General features: G+C 65.1%; 24 protein-coding genes. 4 read left to right on the top strand and 20 right to left on the bottom strand.

From position 1 onward, the window contains the following. Positions 1-155: 155 nt before the first annotated feature. Positions 156-728, top strand: a complete 573-nt coding sequence (locus BA022_RS07150; RefSeq protein WP_088887019.1) for a hypothetical protein — start codon at positions 156-158, stop codon at positions 726-728. A 4-nt stretch (positions 729-732) separates the two neighbouring features. Here the strand turns inward: BA022_RS07150 and BA022_RS07145 are convergent, their stop codons facing one another. The 4 genes from BA022_RS07145 to BA022_RS07130 form a co-directional block, all read right to left on the bottom strand. After that, on the bottom strand, positions 733-1,350 hold the full coding sequence (locus BA022_RS07145) for a DUF599 family protein (protein WP_228403738.1): 618 nt from the start codon (positions 1,348-1,350) through the stop codon (positions 733-735). 103 nt (positions 1,351-1,453) lie between these two features. Further along, positions 1,454-1,876 carry a YeeE/YedE family protein gene (locus BA022_RS07140; protein WP_088887017.1) on the bottom strand — a complete coding sequence of 141 codons (423 nt, stop codon included), beginning with the start codon at positions 1,874-1,876 and terminating at the stop codon, positions 1,454-1,456. Positions 1,877-1,898: 22 nt separating this feature from the next. Beyond that, a complete protein-coding gene (locus BA022_RS07135) occupies positions 1,899-2,342 on the bottom strand; it encodes a YeeE/YedE family protein (RefSeq protein ID WP_011805641.1) in 444 nt (147 codons plus the stop codon). A 4-nt stretch (positions 2,343-2,346) separates the two neighbouring features. Next, complete coding sequence (locus tag BA022_RS07130; protein WP_011805640.1) at positions 2,347-2,670, bottom strand: ArsR/SmtB family transcription factor; 324 nt, start codon at positions 2,668-2,670, stop codon at positions 2,347-2,349. Positions 2,671-2,777: 107 nt separating this feature from the next. Here BA022_RS07130 and BA022_RS07125 point away from each other — a divergent pair, with 107 nt between their 5' ends. Further along, complete coding sequence (locus BA022_RS07125) at positions 2,778-3,680, top strand: MBL fold metallo-hydrolase (protein ID WP_088887016.1); 903 nt, start codon at positions 2,778-2,780, stop codon at positions 3,678-3,680. A 39-nt stretch (positions 3,681-3,719) separates the two neighbouring features. Here BA022_RS07125 and BA022_RS07120 read toward each other — a convergent pair whose 3' ends face one another. From BA022_RS07120 to BA022_RS07110, 3 genes are read right to left on the bottom strand one after another with little or no spacing between them, the layout of a single operon-like run. Further along, positions 3,720-4,553, bottom strand: coding sequence for a TlpA disulfide reductase family protein (locus BA022_RS07120; protein ID WP_088887015.1), 834 nt, complete (start codon positions 4,551-4,553; stop codon positions 3,720-3,722). Between the two features lie 7 nt (positions 4,554-4,560). Continuing rightward, positions 4,561-6,021, bottom strand: coding sequence for an ATP-binding protein (locus tag BA022_RS07115; RefSeq protein ID WP_088887014.1), 1,461 nt, complete (start codon positions 6,019-6,021; stop codon positions 4,561-4,563). Beyond that, positions 6,018-6,695, bottom strand: a complete 678-nt coding sequence (locus BA022_RS07110; protein ID WP_088887013.1) for a response regulator — start codon at positions 6,693-6,695, stop codon at positions 6,018-6,020. Before BA022_RS07110 ends, BA022_RS07115 begins: the two co-directional genes overlap by 4 nt. A 109-nt stretch (positions 6,696-6,804) precedes the next feature. Here BA022_RS07110 and BA022_RS07105 point away from each other — a divergent pair, with 109 nt between their 5' ends. After that, positions 6,805-8,490 carry a VRR-NUC domain-containing protein gene (locus BA022_RS07105; protein WP_088887012.1) on the top strand — a complete coding sequence of 562 codons (1,686 nt, stop codon included), beginning with the start codon at positions 6,805-6,807 and terminating at the stop codon, positions 8,488-8,490. Next, on the top strand, positions 8,487-11,099 hold the full coding sequence (locus BA022_RS07100; protein WP_088888543.1) for a helicase C-terminal domain-containing protein: 2,613 nt from the start codon (positions 8,487-8,489) through the stop codon (positions 11,097-11,099). Before BA022_RS07105 ends, BA022_RS07100 begins: the two co-directional genes overlap by 4 nt. Before the next feature lie 326 nt (positions 11,100-11,425). Here BA022_RS07100 and BA022_RS19105 read toward each other — a convergent pair whose 3' ends face one another. The 13 genes from BA022_RS19105 to BA022_RS07055 form a co-directional block, all read right to left on the bottom strand. Next, the gene (locus BA022_RS19105) at positions 11,426-11,812 is read right to left on the bottom strand and encodes a hypothetical protein (RefSeq protein WP_148665144.1); all 387 of its coding nucleotides are present in this window, start codon (positions 11,810-11,812) and stop codon (positions 11,426-11,428) included. Positions 11,813-11,903: 91 nt separating this feature from the next. Next, positions 11,904-12,296 (bottom strand): hypothetical protein, encoded by a 393-nt coding sequence (locus BA022_RS07095; protein WP_088887011.1) that lies wholly within the window; start codon positions 12,294-12,296, stop codon positions 11,904-11,906. A 57-nt stretch (positions 12,297-12,353) separates the two neighbouring features. Then, on the bottom strand, positions 12,354-12,893 hold the full coding sequence (locus BA022_RS07090) for a hypothetical protein (RefSeq protein WP_088887010.1): 540 nt from the start codon (positions 12,891-12,893) through the stop codon (positions 12,354-12,356). Between the two features lie 69 nt (positions 12,894-12,962). Then, the gene (locus BA022_RS07085; RefSeq protein WP_088887009.1) at positions 12,963-13,292 is read right to left on the bottom strand and encodes a TfoX/Sxy family protein; all 330 of its coding nucleotides are present in this window, start codon (positions 13,290-13,292) and stop codon (positions 12,963-12,965) included. A 21-nt stretch (positions 13,293-13,313) separates the two neighbouring features. Next, positions 13,314-13,688: a hypothetical protein gene (locus BA022_RS19100; protein WP_148665143.1), complete on the bottom strand. Its 375-nt coding sequence runs from the start codon at positions 13,686-13,688 to the stop codon at positions 13,314-13,316. Between the two features lie 65 nt (positions 13,689-13,753). Next, positions 13,754-14,065 carry a hypothetical protein gene (locus BA022_RS07080; RefSeq protein WP_088887008.1) on the bottom strand — a complete coding sequence of 104 codons (312 nt, stop codon included), beginning with the start codon at positions 14,063-14,065 and terminating at the stop codon, positions 13,754-13,756. 69 nt (positions 14,066-14,134) lie between these two features. Next, on the bottom strand, positions 14,135-14,524 hold the full coding sequence (locus BA022_RS07075; protein ID WP_148665142.1) for a hypothetical protein: 390 nt from the start codon (positions 14,522-14,524) through the stop codon (positions 14,135-14,137). Between the two features lie 64 nt (positions 14,525-14,588). After that, complete coding sequence (locus BA022_RS07070) at positions 14,589-14,954, bottom strand: hypothetical protein (RefSeq protein ID WP_088887006.1); 366 nt, start codon at positions 14,952-14,954, stop codon at positions 14,589-14,591. A gap of 199 nt (positions 14,955-15,153) precedes the next feature. Continuing rightward, on the bottom strand, positions 15,154-15,483 hold the full coding sequence (locus BA022_RS19095) for a hypothetical protein (RefSeq protein WP_148665139.1): 330 nt from the start codon (positions 15,481-15,483) through the stop codon (positions 15,154-15,156). 89 nt (positions 15,484-15,572) lie between these two features. After that, the gene (locus BA022_RS07065; RefSeq protein WP_088887005.1) at positions 15,573-15,980 is read right to left on the bottom strand and encodes a GNAT family N-acetyltransferase; all 408 of its coding nucleotides are present in this window, start codon (positions 15,978-15,980) and stop codon (positions 15,573-15,575) included. A gap of 98 nt (positions 15,981-16,078) precedes the next feature. After that, on the bottom strand, positions 16,079-16,378 hold the full coding sequence (locus BA022_RS07060; RefSeq protein WP_148665140.1) for a hypothetical protein: 300 nt from the start codon (positions 16,376-16,378) through the stop codon (positions 16,079-16,081). Between the two features lie 136 nt (positions 16,379-16,514). Continuing rightward, positions 16,515-16,844 (bottom strand): hypothetical protein, encoded by a 330-nt coding sequence (locus tag BA022_RS19090; RefSeq protein ID WP_148665139.1) that lies wholly within the window; start codon positions 16,842-16,844, stop codon positions 16,515-16,517. A gap of 10 nt (positions 16,845-16,854) precedes the next feature. Beyond that, complete coding sequence (locus BA022_RS07055; RefSeq protein WP_088887003.1) at positions 16,855-17,100, bottom strand: DUF1010 domain-containing protein; 246 nt, start codon at positions 17,098-17,100, stop codon at positions 16,855-16,857. Positions 17,101-17,139 lie beyond the last annotated feature (39 nt).

The raw sequence follows: 17,139 nt of genomic DNA, 5'->3' as shown, positions 1-17,139 counted from the left end.
GTGCCGTCGCGTTGGCGCAGAGCGTGCAATAGCGACGCCGGAGCCGGTAGGCACGGATGCCTTGTTCCGGGAGCGGGCCCATGAAGGATCCCGAGGGTTGCCGCATCTCGCCCGCGGGCATGGCACCATGCGGTTTTCTATGCGGGAGTGAATCCATGAAATTCTGGCGGGCGGGTGCGTTTGGAGCGTTGGTGTTGGCGGGCTGTGCCAGCCAGCAAACGCTGGTGCCGCAGATTCAGCAAGGCGAATCCGAAGGGAAAAAGACCGTGACGGTGGCGCCCGCGAGTGCCGCGTGCTCCCGGCCCCAGTGCCCAGTGCTGGCGGCGGCGTGGAGCGCTGCGAAGCCGGCGCAGGCGGTGCTCACCGTGGGCCTGCCCCATCAGGCGGCGGAGGTCACGGGCGCGGACTTCCATTTGGGGGGCGGGCAGGCGGTGCGCGTGCGGTCGCGTTCGCGCGCCGAGGCCGCTGCGCTGGGCTACCCCGCCACGGCGTTCGATGTGCCCTTGCGGCTGGTGGACCAGATCGCCTACACGCCGCGCAGCTGGGTGCGGGTCTATACGGCGGATGGGCGCAGCGTGGATGAGACGCTCAACAGCGGTGAAGAGCGCAGCAAGGCCGTCGAGGCGATGAGCTACTTTGTCACTGCCGTGGAGTCCGCCAGCGGCCAGGTGGCAAACCCCGACAGCTCTCGCGGCGGCTTGATGGACCGGCTGGGCGGCGGCAAATAGGGCATCAGCGGTCCACGTCCAGCCAGCCCCACATAGACACGAACAGCGCCACCGCAACGGCGGCGCCCAGCAGGCTGTGGATGTAGAACAGCGCCAGCGGCACCGCCCAGATCATGAGGCGCAGTGACTGGCTGTAGTACAGGCCCGCGCGCATCAGACTGCGCTCGCCCAGGGACTGCCATGACCGGCGCGCCGCGGACTCCACGGGCATGCCCGCCACGAAGCCAGCGTGGTGGTAGTTGCGCGCCGCCAGCATCGAGGTCAGAAATGCCAGTGCCAGCAGCACCAGCACGGCGAACGCGTTCCAGAAGGCCAACCCCTGGTCGGTGCCCAACGGTGGAAAACCGTGGTGCCACCACTGCGACGGCCAGTGGCCCTGGGTGAGCGTGAGCCCGCCCATGAAGGCCAGGGTGGCGGTGGTCGCCGTCATGGTGCAGGACATGAGCGAGTTGCGTAGCGTCTGGACCCCCAGCACTTCGGTGCCCTTGTGCTGCGCAATGGCGGTAAACCATTCCTGCCGCAACCGTGTATGGGCGCGTGTGGCGGAAGGTGCCCACGCCCAGTGCCGCACAAGGTACAGCAACGGCAGCGCTGCGGTGAGGAGAAACAACAGGGAGTCCATGTGCATCGCTATGAATTAAGGAGCTTATAGCGCTTGCTGGTATTGGTTTTCAATGCGTTATTGCAATGAATTCAGCCAATGACAAGCGCTGCCAGCTATTTTTTCAGGAGCGCGTGCGGCGATCCCAGAAGTGTTGCAGCTGCATCCCCGCCAGCATGGCGGCCACGAACAGCCAGACCTCGCCGCGCAGCGTCCCCAGGTTCATCACGGCCGGGCCGGGGCAGAACCCCGCCAGGCCCCAGCCGATGCCGAACAGCGCCGCGCCGGTCAGCAGGCGTTTGTCCACCGCGGTGGAGGAGGGCAGCTGCATGGGGTCTCCCAGCAGCGAGGTCTTGCGCTTGCGGGCCCAGGTGAACGCCACCAGGCCCACAAGAATGGCGCCCCCCATGACGAATGCGAGCGAAGGGTCCCAGGCGCCGAAGAAGTCCAGGAAGTTCTGTACTTTTGCGGGATTGCCCATGCCCGACAGGATCAGGCCCAGCCCGAAGACGAGACCGGCGAGCAGTGATGCGATGGCAGAAGCCATGTTGTTTCTCCTTGAGATGGGGTCAGGCCAGCACGTGACGCACCACGAACACCGTGGCGGCGCCGGCACCGATGAAGGTCAGGGTGGCGGCCAGGGAGCGCAGCGACAGGCGCGACAGCCCGCACACGCCATGGCCGCTGGTACAGCCCGATCCCAGCCGGGTGCCAAAACCGACCAGCAGGCCGGCCAGCACGATGACCAGCGGGTTGCTGGGCATCTCCATGGGTGGCAGGGGGGCGATGAGCTGCCAGACCAATGGCGCCGCCACCATGCCGATCACGAAGGCCGCACGCCAGCCCCAGTTGGCAACGCTGGCCCAGCTGCTGCGCTGCAGCAGTGCGCCCACGATGCCGCTGATGCCGGCGATGCGCCCCAGCAGCACGATCAGCAGCGCCGCGGCCAGGCCGATCAGCATGCCGCCGGCCAGCGATGACCAGGGGGTGAACGAATTCCAGAGGATGGTCATGGGATCAAGCTCCTTGCTTGCAGAAAAGGCGATGGATGGCCTGCATCAGCTGCAGTGCGCGGTCGTCCGCCAGTTGGTACCAGATGAATTTGCCTTCACGGCGGGTTTGCACCAGCCCGTCGCGGCGCAATACGCCCAACTGCTGCGACAGCGTGGGCTGGCCGATGCCGGTGAGCTGCTCCAGCTCACCCACGGTGCGCTCGCCTTCGGTCAGCTGGCACAGCAGCATGAGCCGGTCTTCGTTGCCCAGCAGCTTGAGCATGGTCACGGCTTCGCCCGCATGGGCGCGCATGGCGGGCAGGTCCAGGGTCGTGGCGTCGTTAATCATGATGGAGGTGCAAAACAATATGTTTTCATATAATATATCAAAAAATAAACTGTTGTTGGTTGGTGGTGCTGCTTCGGCACTTCCGTCTTCATTGCGAAAGGACCTTCATGCCCCACGCCTCCATGCATATCGAGCCCTTCTTCGACCCCGTGACGGGCACCGTGAGCTATGTGCTCGCAGACACCGACGCCGGCCAAGCGGCAGTGATCGACCCCGTGCTGGATTTCGAGCCGAAGTCCGGCACGCTGACCAGCGCCTCATCGGATCGCATCATTGAATACGTGCGCCTCCAGGGCTGGCAGGTGCAGTGGATCCTGGAAACCCACGCACACGCCGACCATCTCTCGGGCGCGCAGCACATACGCCACCACCTCGGCGGCAAGGTCGCCATCGGCGCGCACATCCGCGCGGTACAGCAGCTCTTTCGCAGCGTGTTCCATTTCGAGCGCAGCTTCCTGCCCGACGGCAGCCAGTTCGACCACCTGTTCGAGGACGGCGAGACTTTCCATGTTGGCGGCCTGGAGCTGACGGCGCTGCATGTGCCCGGCCACACGCCTGCCGACATGGCCTACCGCGTGGGTGACGACGTGTTCGTGGGCGACACGCTGTTCATGCCCGACGTGGGTACGGCCCGCGCGGACTTCCCGGGCGGTGACGCCGCCACGCTGTACCGCTCCATCCAGCGCCTGCTGGCGCTGCCCGCACACACCCGACTGCACATGTGCCACGACTATCCGCCCGAGAACCGCGCACCTGCCTGGGTCAGCACCGTGGCAGAGCAACGCAGCGGCAACATCCATGTGCACGAGGGCGTGACCGAGGCCGCGTTCGTGCAGATGCGCACCGCGCGGGACGCCACACTGGCGATGCCCACGCTCATCCTGCCTTCGGTGCAGGTCAATGTGCGCGCCGGCAAGCTGCCGCCCGCGCAGGACGATGGGCGTACCTATATCCAGCTGCCCATCAATGCGTTCCTGAAAGGGGCTGGCGCGCCGCAGGGCGTGTCGTGATGCCGGCGGCGCACCTCTTTGCGCCACTGGGCCGGGTTGCTAAGGAGCGGAGTGGCCGCTGATGAGCGCGAGGTGTTGGGCCAGCGTGGCAGCCGACAGCTCGCCCACGCGCACTGCGGCCAGGCGGCCCTGGCGGTCATAGAACAGGGTGGTGGGCAGGGCTTTGTGGCCTAGCGCGCTACCCAGCTGGCCCGCTGAGTCCAGCAGCACATCGGCGGCCGGCAGGCGCTGCTGCGCCGCAAACCGGGCGACTGTCTCGGGCGGCTCCCCCTGGTTCACCCACAGAAAACGCACCTGCGACTGGGGCGACTGCGCCTCGCGCGCCTGCAGCATGACGGGCATCTCGCGCCGGCAGGGCGGGCACCAACTGGCCCACAGGTTCACCACCACGGGCTGCCCCTTCAGCTCTGGCAGGGCGACCGTGCGCGCATCCAGCGCCACGCCTTGCCATGAGGGCAGGGTGGCCTGCTCGCGCGGTGCCGTAGCCTGCAGCACGCCCCAACCCAGCAGCCATACGCCGGCGAATGTGGCCAGCCCTGCCGTGGCGCTCTGCCGCCATGGGCTGCGGCGCAGCCACAGCAGCGCGACATAGAGCAGCGCGGCGCCCAGGCCCGCCCAGGGCGACCACCCGCCGTCGCGGATGTCGAGCACCGCGGTAGGGGTGCCGGCATACAGGTCCGCGTAGCCCGCCACGAAGCCCAGCCGCGCCGCGATCAGTGCGACCAGGGGCAGCCGCCAGCCATCCGGGCCGGCCGTCAGGCCACGCCGTGCGGCCAGTCGCTCATGCACCATCGTGCCCAACTGCCAGGCGCCCAGGAGCACCAGCAACATCCACGGCAGGACCAGTGGGCCCAGGTGCAGCACGCGGTCCACGGCGGCCTCAGTCCTTTGCCGCCGAAGAGGTCACCGCCAGCGCCGGAAGGCACAGCCGCGCCCCCAGGCCGGGCTCGGCCGGCTCCAGCGTCAGCGTGCCATGGGCGCTTTCGGCGATGCGGCGCACGATCGTCAGGCCCAGGCCGCTGCCGGGCGAGGAGCTGGACTTGCGCCAGAAACGCCGCAGCGCTTGCTCGCACTCCGCAGGGGTCAGGCCGGGGCCTTCGTCGCGCACACAGACTTCCACCGTGCCCGGGCCGGCAGCATCGGATTGCCAGCGCAGCGTGGCACTCACAGGGGCGGGGCCCTGGTGATGGCGCAGCGCGTTGTCGATCAGGTTGGTGATGGCGCAGGCCAGCAGCGCGGGGGGCAGCGGTAGCTGTATTGCCTGCCAGGCTGCCGGGTCGGCGGGTATTTCTGCCGCGTCCAGCGGTGGGGAGGGCAACTGAATGCCCTCGTTCTCGGCACGCTGCAGGGACTGGCTGCAGGCCAGGCGGAAGGCCTGCGCGATGCCGGTGCCCACGGTGGCGCGCGACTCTCCCGCGCTGGCGCTTTCCACGCGTGCAAGCTGCAGCAGTTGCTCCAGCGTGGCGTGCATGTGGTCGATGCCTTCGCCGGCCTGGCGCAGTGCGTTGGCGGCCTTGTCGGGGCTGGCGTTGTTGTTGCCCGCGGCAAGTGTCAGCTGCGCCACCTGCACATGGGTCTTGATGGCGGTGAGCGGCGTGCGCAGCTCATGCGCCGCGTCGGCGGTCCAGCGGCGCTCGTGTTCCATGCTGGCGTCCATGCGCGCCAGCAACTGGTTCAGGCTGTCCACCAGCGGGGCCAGTTCCTTGACGTCGCGGCCCGACTGCACGGGCGTGGGGTCGTGGGGTGGGCGCTGCACCAGCTCCTCGCGCAGGCGCTGCAGCGGGCGCAGGCTGCGCGTGCCCATCCACCAGGTCAGCAGCAGGATGACGGCAAGTGCCAGCACGAAGGGCAGCACCAGCGTGCGCACGAAGGTCTGCACCAATTGGTCGCGCACATCCAGCCGGTCGGCGGTGGCCACGCGCACCCCCTTGTCCTCCAGCACATAGGTGCGCCACTGCTTGCCGCCCTTGGTGATCTGGCCAAAGCCCGCGCTGCCGGCAGAGGCCATGTCCGGGATGTTGTTGGTGCGCGCGATGGGCAGGATGTCCACTTCGCTGCGCACCAGGCTCACCTCGCAGGCCACGCCATCGCGGCCAATGACCGACAGCAGCGCATCGTTGCTGGCGCGCGGCGCTGCCGCCAGCTCGGCCTGCTGGAACTGCTGCACGATGCCCACCACCATCCGGGCCGATGCGATGAGGCGGTCGTCCAGCAGCGTGCGCAGCTCGCGCTGCATGTTGATGAACTGCCAGATCGCCACGCCGCTCCAGACCAGGCAAATGGTCAGGCTCAGGCCCAGCACCAGCCGAACCCGCAGGCTTTGCATAGGTCGTGCCGTCATGCCGCACCGCCGCAGTACCGAGTGCCCAGCCGAAAGCCCAGGCCGCGCACGGTGTCGATCACATCGGCGCCCAGCTTCTTGCGCAGATGGTGCACGTGTACGTTCACGGTGTTGCTGCCCACGTCCTGGTCCAGGCCGTACAGGCTGTCATGCAGCTGCGCCGCGCTCAGCACGCGCCCGTGCGCCTGCAGCAGGGCCTGCAGCAGCGCCCATTCGCGGCGCGAGATGTCTATCGCCACGCCGTTGCGCGTGACTTCGCCGGTGGCCATGTTGACCTGGCAGTCGCCCAGCGCCAGCAGGTCGCTGGTGCGCCCGCCCGCGCGGCGCAGCAGGGCGCGCAGGCGCAGCACCAGCTCCTGCAGGTCGAAGGGTTTGGTCAGGTAGTCGTCGGTGCCGGTCTGAAAGCCGGCCACCTTGTCCTCGATGGTGCTGCGCGCGGTAAGGATCAGCACCGGCAGCGCCAACCCCTTGGCGCGCCACTGGCGCAGCAGGCTGATGCCGTCGCCATCGGGCAGGCCTAAGTCCAGCACGCAGGCATCGAACTGGCGGCTGGTCATGTGGGCCTGCGCCTGCGCCACGCTGCCCGCGGTGTCGCTGGTGAAGCCGTGCAGCTCCAGCCCGGCCTGGATGCCGCTGGCCACAAGCGCGTTGTCTTCGACGATCAGGATGTGCATGCGGCCCGCTTGGCAAAAGCCCGCATTCTAGGAACGGCGCGTTATCCCCACATTAACGGCGCACCCGCTGCGCCGGTATCATTGACTGTATAAACGCACAGTCTTTTGTATGCCGCAGCCCGGCCCTGCGCCCGCACCGCACCGCTTTTACTACCTGCACAACTTCCAGCGTGCGCTGGACTGGCTGCACACGCGCTATGGCGACCTGCTCGGTGTGGACGACCTGCAGTTCCTCACCGACTTTCGGCAACTGCCCCAGGCCGCACAGGCCCTGCTGGTGCGCATGGTGATGCGGCGCGGGCCGTGGTTTCGCGCGAGCAAGCTGGCCTATGACGAGATTCCCGACACGCGCGACGCCGCCGCGCCGCTGCTGTCGCGGGGCTGGCTTTGCGCCGATGCGCCCCTGGGTCTTTTGGAGCTGTTTGCCTTGCACACCAAGCGCGAGCTGCTACAGATTTTGCAGGGCACTGCGCTGCACCCCACCATGCGCAAGGCCGAGATGCTGCAGGCCCTGGCCGACCGCGCTGACCTGCGGCAGCCCTACGCCGCCTGGCACCCGCATGCCGACGAGCCCGTGTGGCAGGTGACGGTGGGCGCGCGCTGCGAGCGCTTGCGGCTCATGTTCTTCGGCAACCTGCACCAGAGCTGGGCGGAGTTCGTGCTGGCCGACCTGGGCGTGTTCCGCTACGAGGCCGTGCCGCTGGACGCTGCCTCGCGCCCGTTCCAGAGCCCAGCCGATGTGGACACCTACCTCGCCCTCAGCGCCTGCCGCCAGGCGCTGGACGCGGAGGGCGCCGATGCCGCTGCGCTGCTGCAGGCCCTGGCCGCCGCGCACAGCGCTACGCCGTGGCTGGAGCAGCGCCGCGCGCGGGTCCTGCTGCGCGTGGGCCAGGCCTGCGAGCGTGCGCACGACTGGCCGCTGGCCGCACAGGCCTACGCCGCCAGCCGCGCCCCTGGTGCGCGCCACCGCCAGATCCGCGTGCTGGAGCGCATGCAATGCTCCGATCAGGCTCTAGCCCTTGCCCATCAAGCGCTGGCTGCTCCTGAAAGTGAAGAAGAACACCAGCGCGTGGCGCGCATGCTGCCGCGCCTGCGCCGCAGCCTGGGGCAGGGCGGCGGGCCGCGCCGGCCCGCGCTGGCCCCGGCCGTGGCCGCGCTGCGCATGGACGTGGAACTGCCCGCGCCCACGCCGCCCCAGTCGGTGGAGCACGCGCTGCGCGCGCACTGGCACTGCGCGGAGGCGCCGGTGTTTTATGTGGAGAACACGCTCGTCAACGCGCTGTTCGGCCTGCTGTGCTGGCCGGCCATCTTTGCGCCGCTGCCCGGCGCGTTCTTCCACCCCTTCCAGAGCGGGCCGGCCGACTTGGCCGCGCCCGACTTCGTGGCGCGCCGCCAGGCCCTGTTCAACGCCTGCCTGGCCGAGCTGCACGACGGCCGCTACCGCGCCACCATCGTGCAGCGCTTTGAAGAGAAGCACGGCACCCAGTCGCCCTTCGTGGCCTGGGGTGCGTTGAGCGCCGAGCTGCTGGCGCTGGCGCTGGACTGCATTCCGCCCGCGCACCTGGAGCGGCTGTTTGCCCGGCTGCTGTGCGACGTGCAGGCCAACCGCACCGGCCTGCCCGACCTGGTGCGCTTCTGGCCCGGCCGCCCGCCCGGGGCCGAGCGCTATGCGCTGGTGGAGGTGAAGGCCCCCGGCGACAAGCTGCAGGACAACCAGATCCGCTGGTTGGCGTACTGCGTGGCGCAGGGCATTCCGGTGCAGGTGTGCCACGTGCAGTGGTGCGGCCCGGCATGACGCCCGCCCCGCGCTCCCACGTCGTGGCCGTGCGCGCGCTGTGCGAGTTCACGGCCCGCACGGGCGACCTGGACCTGCGCTTCACCCCCGCCCCCAGCGCACTCGAAGGCATGGAAGGCCACCGCGCGGTGCAGCAGCGCCGCGGCGCAGGCTACGAGGCCGAGGTGCCGCTGACCGGCACGTACGACCACCTGACGGTGCGCGGCCGTGCCGATGGCTGGAACGCGGCGCTGGGCCAGCTCGAAGAAATCAAGACCTACCGCGGCACGCTGGACAGCGTGCGCCCCCACCACCGCGCGCTGCACTGGGCCCAGGCCCAGGTGTACGGCCACCTGCTGTGCCAGGCGCGCGGGTTGGCGGGGCTCAAGCTTGCGCTGGTCTACGTGCACGCCACCACCCATGCCGAGACCGTGCTGGTGCAGGAACACACCGCCGCCGCGCTGCAGGCGTTCTTTGCCACGCAGTGCCAGCGCTACCTGGCCTGGGCGCACAGCGAGGCCGCGCACCGCCAGCAGCGCAACGCCGCCCTGGCGCGGCTGCGCTTTCCGCTGCCCGCATTCCGCGCCGGGCAGCGCGAGCTGGCCGTGGCCGTGTACCGCACCGCACACCCCAACGCAGAGGGCGCCAGCGCCCCCGCCGGGCGCTGCCTGCTGGCCCAGGCGCCCACCGGCATCGGTAAGACCCTGGGCACGCTGTTCCCGCTGCTCAAGGCTATGGCGCCCCCGGCTATGGCGCCCCCGGCGATGGCGCCCCCGGCTATGGCGCCCCCGGCGATGGTGCCCCCGGCGATAGCCGCGCCAGGGCAGGGCGGGCCGGCGCCGGCCGCTGCCGCATCCGGCGCCGCCACCGATGCGGTGCCCAACGGGGATACGGAAACCGTCAAAAAAGAGAGCGCGCCCCGCGCACCCAGCGGGCTGGACAAGCTGTTTTTCCTCACCGCCAAGGGCACGGGCCACGGCCTGGCGCTGCACGCGCTGACCCAATTGCAGGGCGCGCTGGCACCCCACGCGCCCGGCACGCCGCTGCGCGTGCTGGACCTGCACGCGCGCGACAAGACCTGCGAACACCCCGGCAGCGCCTGCCATGGCGATGCCTGCCCGCTGGCGCGCGGCTTCTTTGACCGGCTGCCCGCCGCCCGCGCCGCCGCCGTGCAGCAACCCGCGCCGTGGGATGCGCCCGCCGTGCGCGGCGTGGCGCTGCAGCACGGCATCTGCCCCTACTACCTGTCGCAAGAGCTGGTGCGCTGGGCCGACGTGGTGGTGGCCGACTACCACTACTACTACGACAGCGCCGCCATGCTGTACGCCCTCACGCAGCAGCAGGGCTGGCGCGTGGCCGTGCTGGTGGACGAGGCCCACAACCTGCTGGAGCGCGCACGCAGCATGTACACCGCGCCGCTCTCGCCCTTCGAGCTGGCCGCCGCACGCCAGGCCGCCACCGGCCCCGTGAAGAAGGCGCTCGACGCCCTGCACCGCCAGTGGAATGCGCTGGGCAAGACCCTGGGCCAGAGCGTAGAAGACGCTGACACGCCGGGCGCACCCGGCGCACTGCACACCGGCGCCACCGCACCCGCGCACCCCCTCGCCGCCACGCCCACCTACCAGGCCCACGCCACCGTACCGCCCGCGCTGCTGGGCGCGGTGCAGCGTGCCGTGGGCGCCATGGCCGAGGCCCAGGCCGACCAACCCCTGCCGCCGGGCGACGCGGTGCTGGTGTTCTACTGGTCGCTGCTGCACTTCCAGGCCCTGGCCGAGCAGTTCGGCCCGCATGCGCTGTTCGACCTGCAGCGCACCGCCACGCCACCGCGCAGCCGCAGCGGCCGGGCCCGTACACCCGCCACCACGCTGTGCATCCGCAACGTCATGCCCGCGCCGCACCTGGCCGCGCGCCACGCCGCGGCGCAGGCTACGGTGCTGTTCTCGGGCACGCTCAGCCCGCCGCAGTTCTACCGCGACCTGCTGGGCCTGCCGCCCGACACCGTCTGGCTGGACGTGGCCGCCCCCTTTGCCGCCCACCAGTTGCAGGTGCGCGTGGCCCCGCACATCTCCACCCGCTGGCGCGACCGCGAGGCCTCGCTCGCCCCCATCGCCGACCTGGTGGCCGCGCAGTACGCGCACCAGCCCGGCAACTACCTGTGCTTTGCCAGCAGCTTCGACTATCTGCAGCGCGTGGCCGCCACCCTGGCCCAGCGCCACCCACAGGTGCCCCAATGGCAGCAAACGCGCGAGATGGACGACGCCAGCCGCGCCGCCTTCCTCGCCCGCTTTACCGAGGGCGGCCAGGGCGTGGGCCTGGCCGTGCTGGGCGGCGCCTTTGCCGAAGGCGTGGACCTGCCCGGCACCCGCCTCATCGGCGCTTTCATCGCCACGCTGGGCCTGCCGCAAGTGAACGCGGTGAACGACGCCATGCAATATGCGCTGGACGAGGTGATGGGCCCCGGCCAGGGCTACGCCTGCACCTACCTGTACCCCGGCCTGCGCAAGGTGGTGCAGGCCGCCGGCCGGGTGATTCGCACCGAACATGACCGGGGCGTGGTGGTGCTGATGGACGACCGGTTTCAGCGTGGCGAGGTGCGCGCGTTGTTGCCACGGTGGTGGCGGGTGGGGTGAGGGGCTTGGTTCGGATGTGGGCCAGCATGCGTGCCCGTGATACCGAACGGCGCTGGGTGCTATGAATGTAGTAGCTATTAGCGCCTATCTACAGCGCCGTAGCGGCTAATTTGGCTGATAAATCCGGAGGGTTTGATTCTCCGAACCAGCTTGAAGGTAGAGCTGATTTTTCAGTGAAATGCGCAGGAAACGCGGAGCAAATACTCCGCATCAAAGGCTGTGGGGGATAGCTTGCGGCCATAAGCTGCCAGCGACGGCAGGGGGAAGCGGTCGCTCAACGAACAAGGTAAGCCGCCCGCCGTAGGCGGGGCGGCTTGACCGCCGGGTTAGCCACCTTGGCGCTCCAGGAGGTGCCGCGTTAGAGCAACCGAGTAGAACAAAGCTGCGATGACCGTGACAACAGGTAGAACGGCGAGGCCAATAAGCGCGAAGCAAGCAACAAGGGCACCAACAGCCCAAACGAGAGTACGTTGAGCAATGCTGCGAAGCTTGCCGAAGAGGCCTTCTCCATCCGCAAAATCCGAGGAAATTCCTAGCCAAATAAGGAGATTGCAGACGGCAAAGGAACCTCCCAGCATTAGCGATTGATGGAAAAGCTCCGGGTTACAGGGGGAACAATTACCCGATTGTGTCCAGTAAAGCGTATGTTTGTACGCAAAACCAAGTCCACACGGAATTGCAATCAGGGCAAGAGCGATGACAACGAAGCGCATGGTGGGTAATGGCTAACGTCAAAGCTAACGGGCGCCCGGAAGCAAGCAAAGCATGCTGTAGGGCGTCCCTGTTGAGCGCCTTGTTGGGCGTTTATTCCCAAACGACATTGGTTACTCCCGGAATTGACAGCACAAGCGCTGAAAGGTGCGCCTTCAGTTTTTCAATTTCAGGCGCGGGGTTTGTGCGTTTGAATATGCGCTGAAGCGCTGACATTTCAGCGACAGGAAACACTGACCACTCTGTTGTGCTCCCGTCAGTATTGCCGCAACCAAGCCAGAGCAAGAACGGTTTGCGCGAGACCATAACGACCCACCCGAAATCCTCTGGGATGACACCCTCAGCAGATACGCCTCGCTCTTTGAGTTGCTGGGCAAGCCACTGCGCCAGTGCTTTGCCGTAGCGGCCAGGATTGGTTTCTTCCTCCTCACCCGCGATGGGTTTGAAGAAATCCGTGGTGAAGGTGACTTGTGGCCCCGAGTTCATGACGCCCAACACCTGAGTTAAGCCGAGCCGCGAAGCGGCGTCGGCTTGGACGAATTGTTAGCGCTCATGCCGCTCACCGACCGCCCAAACCTGCACGCCCGGAACCCGCTCCAGCTTAGGTTGACGCCCGGCGTTGAACCCGGGGCACATAAAGAACACGTACTTATGTTCTGCGCCGGTTGCAGCGACTTTAGCCAAGTCCTTGTTGAGCTTCTGATTGTTTGACGTACTGACAGCGGCGAATACTTCGCATGCCAGCTCCCCGGCCAAACCGGACTCTATGTCCGACCCGCCGATGTTGCCCAGATTGAGCGTGAAAGGCGCCAGATGCGGATGAAGTTCGAACAGCGTGACTACAGCGCGCGCTGATGCGATGTACGTAAATGTTTGATTTAGCTGCTCGATGAGATTGAGCGGAGTTTCGGAATTGAGAGGATCGCAGCCAATGGGGCGGAATTTCATTTCCCAAAGCGTGCGGAGCGCGTCGGCTGGATCATGAAGCTCAATGACTTGGGCAAGCGCCCGCTCCGCAGAGCTAGCAACGGCATGCTCAAGCGCAATCGCTTCTTCTACGGTGGCTATGGATCGCTGCTTCATGAGCGCTAACGTGAAAGTTCAGGGGCGCGGAGCCGGCTTGCCGGCGTAGCGTCCCTCTGGAACGGGATGTTAGGCATTTTTCTTTTTTGGCTTCAGTAGCGGAAGTTCATTGCCTGTAGCCTGAATTAATTGATTGAGCCAGTCTCGATCTTCCCAGAGGTCGGCGGTGATGAGCAGATGAGGTTTTGCACCAGGATATGGGGCACCTTCGATTACTTGTTCCACCATGCCTCGGCCTGCACTCGTTGGTTTGAGATACAACTGGTCATCGCAGACCAAAGCAACGGGTTTGCCAGCTAAGTAAAGGCAATACTCGCCAAACATTTTCTTCGTGCTCACATTGGCTAAACCTGCAAGCTGGTCTAGCAGAAAATCCATCGTGGCTTGAGATGTCGCCATATGCAATGCCTAACACCTGAGTTAAGCCGCGCCGCGAAGCGGCGTCGGTTTGGACGAACTGTTAGGTGAGCAGCGACGCCGCCACAAGCCCAGCGCCGTGCCTGCCAGAACACTGACCAGCCCGGCCCATGGTGCGGCAAGGTACCAGCGACCCGCCTCCCGGGTGATCGCGGGGCCGACAAACGGATCCAGCGTTTCGACTGCAGTTGCGCCAAGCCAAAGGCCCGCCGCGGGAAGCACCAAGACAAGTAACCACGGCTTCCAGCGAGCGCACAAGTATGCGATGGCGGTGGCCATCAGCGCGCTAAGCACTATGGACAGCAGTGAAGGTTCCTTATCCATCACCTCCGCGTGTGCTGCGAGGGGAAGGGCAAACAGGAACAGCAGATATCTCATGCGCACCTAACGTTTGAGTTCAGCGGCCGCCGAAGGCGGTCCGCTGGAATGATGGGTTAGGGCGTCTACGCCCGAAGCTTAGAACCATTGGGGTTCGATGCCTCCTCATCTCGACGAGTGGCGTAGTACTGCTTCTTGTGTTCAAGCTCGTAGAAGAGGAGTCCATGGATGCCCAAGGCTTCGGACTTTCTCACGCGACGCTGCCAAATTCTTGAGAACGCAGCGTCTAGCACCTCTGCAGGGCCGCTCTTCATGACTTCGTCAATGAACGCTACATCCTGCCCCGCCGGAAAGATGAGATGGAACTCCTCTTCTGTCGCCGCGAAGATGTCGTACACGCAGTTGTCAGCGCCGTCGATGACTTGGATGTTTTTCATGAGCTCTAACGTTTGACATGAGAGGCGGCGCAAGGGCGCAGCCCTTGTGACGTCCTCTCGATGGAAGGGTTAGACGGCACCTTGCAGCCTGCCTCTGAATGCGGCCCGTAGCAGCACGACTGCCAGGGACATGCCAGCGCCTACGACCAAGAACATAAGCGAGTGGGGCTGGATGCCGCCCGTGAGAACTGAGGTGGCGAGGGCGGAAATGCCGGTTGCCACTACGTTAATGGCGAGGAGTGCGAAGGCTGACCAGCCATAGGTGAAGGCCTTGTAGTTGCGAAGGAGCACTTGGAAGGCCAGGACGAGAAACACGGCGATAGCACTACCCACAAGGATGAACGCGAGATCGTTCCAGCGAACTGGTGGCTGTGCTGCGGCTGCGGAGCTAAGTGCACTTGGCCCGAGAGCCAGGCCGACAACGATAGCGACGACGATAAGCACTGAGCGAATATTCATACGTTCTTTGACTGACGACTGCCGAATGGCCACGAACTCAATTTGTGCAGCCTAACGTGCTAGCTCAGGGGCGCGCCGCTTGCGGCGCGTCCCTCTGGAGCGGCGGGTTAGCGATCTTGAACCGGCGCGCCGGCCAAACGAAAAAAGCAAACAAGACAATCTGAAATGCAGCCCACAACAAAACCGGCCAGGAGAAGGTGGCTTTTGGCGTCATAACGGCTGCAATCACTATGAGTGACGCGGTAGTGACAATAAGCAGTACCCCTCCAACAACGCGGAAGCCCGGGGTCTTTTCACCGGACACCAATTTGGGCAGCCCAATGATGAGATTTCCAGCAGCCATAGGGATAGTGTAGGCAAGCGGATCAGTGAACGTGGAAACTGGCAGTCCTTCCAAGTCTCCGCTGCTCGCGGCGAGGGCGAAAAGCATGAAAGGCCAAGCCCCGGCCACAGCGATTCCGGACAGCAAAGATGCAACTCGCAAATAGGCAACCATGATCGCTAACGCTCGCGGTAAGCCGCGCCGGAGCACGAAGTGCGGAGGGCACCCGCAAGCGGAGCTTGTGGGCGTCGGCTTGACCAACTGGTTAGGCTGCTAGCAGATGCGAAGCTCTGGCCGAACACTGACCTTAGAAGCATTGCTGAACTCCTGTGATTTCTGCTTGTATGCCACCGAGGATAAGCACAACCAAGGCAATTAGAAAAATGGCAGTGGATGCTAGAGCCCGCTTGGCTGTGCCTTTGAACGGTGCAAGGATAGGTAACGCAGCAAAACAGAATAGCGTTAGGAGCATCGATTCTGTAGACAGACCTTCGTAGTGAAGCGCTTGCTGCGGATCGCCTAATGTTCCGCCTTTTAGGTCGCCGGCACATCCCGCTTGGTATGCAAAGTACAGGCTCGCCGCCGAAGCAAAAATACCTACACCCAATAAACTAATGGCCCAACTGCGATTGCTCATTTGAAGAGGCCTAACGTTTGACATGAGCGGTGGCCGACCGGCGCAGCCGGTTGGACATCCGCTCGATGGAATGGTTAGGCGAATGCGGCTCAGTGCTCATTGCCCGCGTACACCCACATGGGCTCGGTTCTGCCAGCGCGCTCGAACCCCATCGACTTGTAGAACTCAACAGCATCTCCATCGGCGGTGAGCATCTGTTGATGAAAGCCCGCATACCTCTCCATGAGAGCGCCCATCATCGCTCGACCAACACCTCGCCGCTGATACTTCGGATGCACCAGCATGTGCGGAAAGTAAACGACCAAGTGCCCGTCTGAAATCGCATTCCCGAGACCGACCAATCGACCCTCTACTCGCGCAGTCACAAGAGCGTGCGAGTTTCGAAGCGCCGCAAGGAGCTGCTGCGGCTTCTCCGCAGAGGACCAAGCGTTTGCCTCGTACAGAGACAGAACCTCCGCTTCGCCAATCGAGTCGTTTAGAGATATTGCTAGAGACATTCGCTACGCCTTTGGTGAGACGCCTAACGTTTGAGTTCAGCGGCCGCCGGCGGCGGTCCGCTGGAATGATGGGTTGGGCGGCGACATGTCCACCCTGCCTACGGATACCAGACGATTGACGAACCCTTAGCGAGAGCGCCTTCGTAGTGCTTCTGAAAGACCTGCATTTGAGGTTCGTTCAGGACCTCAACGGCGATTGGTTTGCCTTGCCCGACTTCCAAGTCCGTGAACCCGAACTTCTCCAGTTCGCGGACTGCTTCCTCGTGCTGGGCCTCGTCTCCCACGTGGGCCATGAAGAGGATGAACTTGTGCACGCTTCCGACTTCGGGGCTATGCCACTCGAACGCGCTGGCTCCGGTGTATTTGCCCGTTCCGCCATAAAGAACCACTGTAGTCATAAAGACACCCAACGCTCGCGGTAAGCCGCGCCGGAGCACGAAGTGCGGAGGGCACCCGCAAGCGGAGCTTGTGGGCGTCGGCTTGACCAACTGGTTAGGCTGCTAGCAGATGCGAAGCTCTGGCCGAACACTGACCTTAGAAGCATTGCTGAACTCCTGTGATTTCTGCTTGTATGCCACCGAGGATAAGCACAACCAGGGCAATTAGAAAAATGGCAGTGGATGCTAGAGCCCGCTTGGCTGTGCCTTTGAACGGTGCAAGGATAGGTAACGCAGCAAAACAGAATAGCGTTAGGAGCATCGATTCTGTAGACAGACCTTCGTAGTGAAGCGCTTGCTGCGGATCGCCTAATGTTCCGCCTTTTAGGTCGCCGGCACATCCCGCTTGGTATGCAAAGTACAGGCTCGCCGCCGAAGCAAAAATACCTACACCCAATAAACTAATGGCCCAACTGCGATTGCTCATTTGAAGAGGCCTAACGGCCAAAGTAAGCGGCTGGCCGTAGGCCAGTCCGCTTGACTGCAGAGTTAGACCCGAAGGCCAAAAGGGAGCGCCTGGACTTGAAGACGCACGCAGCCCACGAAAAAGCGCTGGGCCACGAAAGCGGCGCAGCGCTGCAAGAATGATAGCTAGTGGCGCTTGCTGCACAAGCGCTAAAGGCCAAAAAGGCTTGAAAGCACTTGGAACAGGGCCGAGCGCTGGAACAAGTAGCTGCGCGCATAAAGCGGGTGATGGGACTAACGTAATGTAGACCGCACCA

Source organism: Diaphorobacter nitroreducens (assembly GCF_002214645.1).
Classification (GTDB): Bacteria; Pseudomonadota; Gammaproteobacteria; order Burkholderiales; family Burkholderiaceae_C; genus Diaphorobacter; species Diaphorobacter nitroreducens.
Note: the sequence above shows the minus strand (reverse complement) of the source record. Positions and strands in the feature narration are given on the sequence as shown.

Excerpts from the sequence above, each read along its gene's own strand:
- BA022_RS07150 (WP_088887019.1), top strand. The coding sequence starts at position 156 with ATGAAATTCTGGCGGGCGGGTGCGTTTGGAGCGTTGGTGTTGGCGGGC.
- BA022_RS07145 (WP_228403738.1), bottom strand. The coding sequence starts at position 1,350 with ATGGACTCCCTGTTGTTTCTCCTCACCGCAGCGCTGCCGTTGCTGTAC.
- BA022_RS07140 (WP_088887017.1), bottom strand. The coding sequence starts at position 1,876 with ATGGCTTCTGCCATCGCATCACTGCTCGCCGGTCTCGTCTTCGGGCTG.
- BA022_RS07135 (WP_011805641.1), bottom strand. The coding sequence starts at position 2,342 with ATGACCATCCTCTGGAATTCGTTCACCCCCTGGTCATCGCTGGCCGGC.
- BA022_RS07130 (WP_011805640.1), bottom strand. The coding sequence starts at position 2,670 with ATGATTAACGACGCCACGACCCTGGACCTGCCCGCCATGCGCGCCCAT.
- BA022_RS07125 (WP_088887016.1), top strand. The coding sequence starts at position 2,778 with ATGCCCCACGCCTCCATGCATATCGAGCCCTTCTTCGACCCCGTGACG.
- BA022_RS07115 (WP_088887014.1), bottom strand. The coding sequence starts at position 6,021 with ATGACGGCACGACCTATGCAAAGCCTGCGGGTTCGGCTGGTGCTGGGC.
- BA022_RS07110 (WP_088887013.1), bottom strand. The coding sequence starts at position 6,695 with ATGCACATCCTGATCGTCGAAGACAACGCGCTTGTGGCCAGCGGCATC.
- BA022_RS07105 (WP_088887012.1), top strand. The coding sequence starts at position 6,805 with ATGCCGCAGCCCGGCCCTGCGCCCGCACCGCACCGCTTTTACTACCTG.
- BA022_RS07100 (WP_088888543.1), top strand. The coding sequence starts at position 8,487 with ATGACGCCCGCCCCGCGCTCCCACGTCGTGGCCGTGCGCGCGCTGTGC.
- BA022_RS19105 (WP_148665144.1), bottom strand. The coding sequence starts at position 11,812 with ATGCGCTTCGTTGTCATCGCTCTTGCCCTGATTGCAATTCCGTGTGGA.
- BA022_RS07095 (WP_088887011.1), bottom strand. The coding sequence starts at position 12,296 with ATGAACTCGGGGCCACAAGTCACCTTCACCACGGATTTCTTCAAACCC.
- BA022_RS07090 (WP_088887010.1), bottom strand. The coding sequence starts at position 12,893 with ATGAAGCAGCGATCCATAGCCACCGTAGAAGAAGCGATTGCGCTTGAG.
- BA022_RS07085 (WP_088887009.1), bottom strand. The coding sequence starts at position 13,292 with ATGGCGACATCTCAAGCCACGATGGATTTTCTGCTAGACCAGCTTGCA.
- BA022_RS19100 (WP_148665143.1), bottom strand. The coding sequence starts at position 13,688 with ATGAGATATCTGCTGTTCCTGTTTGCCCTTCCCCTCGCAGCACACGCG.
- BA022_RS07080 (WP_088887008.1), bottom strand. The coding sequence starts at position 14,065 with ATGAAAAACATCCAAGTCATCGACGGCGCTGACAACTGCGTGTACGAC.
- BA022_RS07075 (WP_148665142.1), bottom strand. The coding sequence starts at position 14,524 with ATGAATATTCGCTCAGTGCTTATCGTCGTCGCTATCGTTGTCGGCCTG.
- BA022_RS07070 (WP_088887006.1), bottom strand. The coding sequence starts at position 14,954 with ATGCTTTTCGCCCTCGCCGCGAGCAGCGGAGACTTGGAAGGACTGCCA.
- BA022_RS19095 (WP_148665139.1), bottom strand. The coding sequence starts at position 15,483 with ATGAGCAATCGCAGTTGGGCCATTAGTTTATTGGGTGTAGGTATTTTT.
- BA022_RS07065 (WP_088887005.1), bottom strand. The coding sequence starts at position 15,980 with ATGTCTCTAGCAATATCTCTAAACGACTCGATTGGCGAAGCGGAGGTT.
- BA022_RS07060 (WP_148665140.1), bottom strand. The coding sequence starts at position 16,378 with ATGACTACAGTGGTTCTTTATGGCGGAACGGGCAAATACACCGGAGCC.
- BA022_RS19090 (WP_148665139.1), bottom strand. The coding sequence starts at position 16,844 with ATGAGCAATCGCAGTTGGGCCATTAGTTTATTGGGTGTAGGTATTTTT.
- BA022_RS07055 (WP_088887003.1), bottom strand. The coding sequence starts at position 17,100 with ATGCGCGCAGCTACTTGTTCCAGCGCTCGGCCCTGTTCCAAGTGCTTT.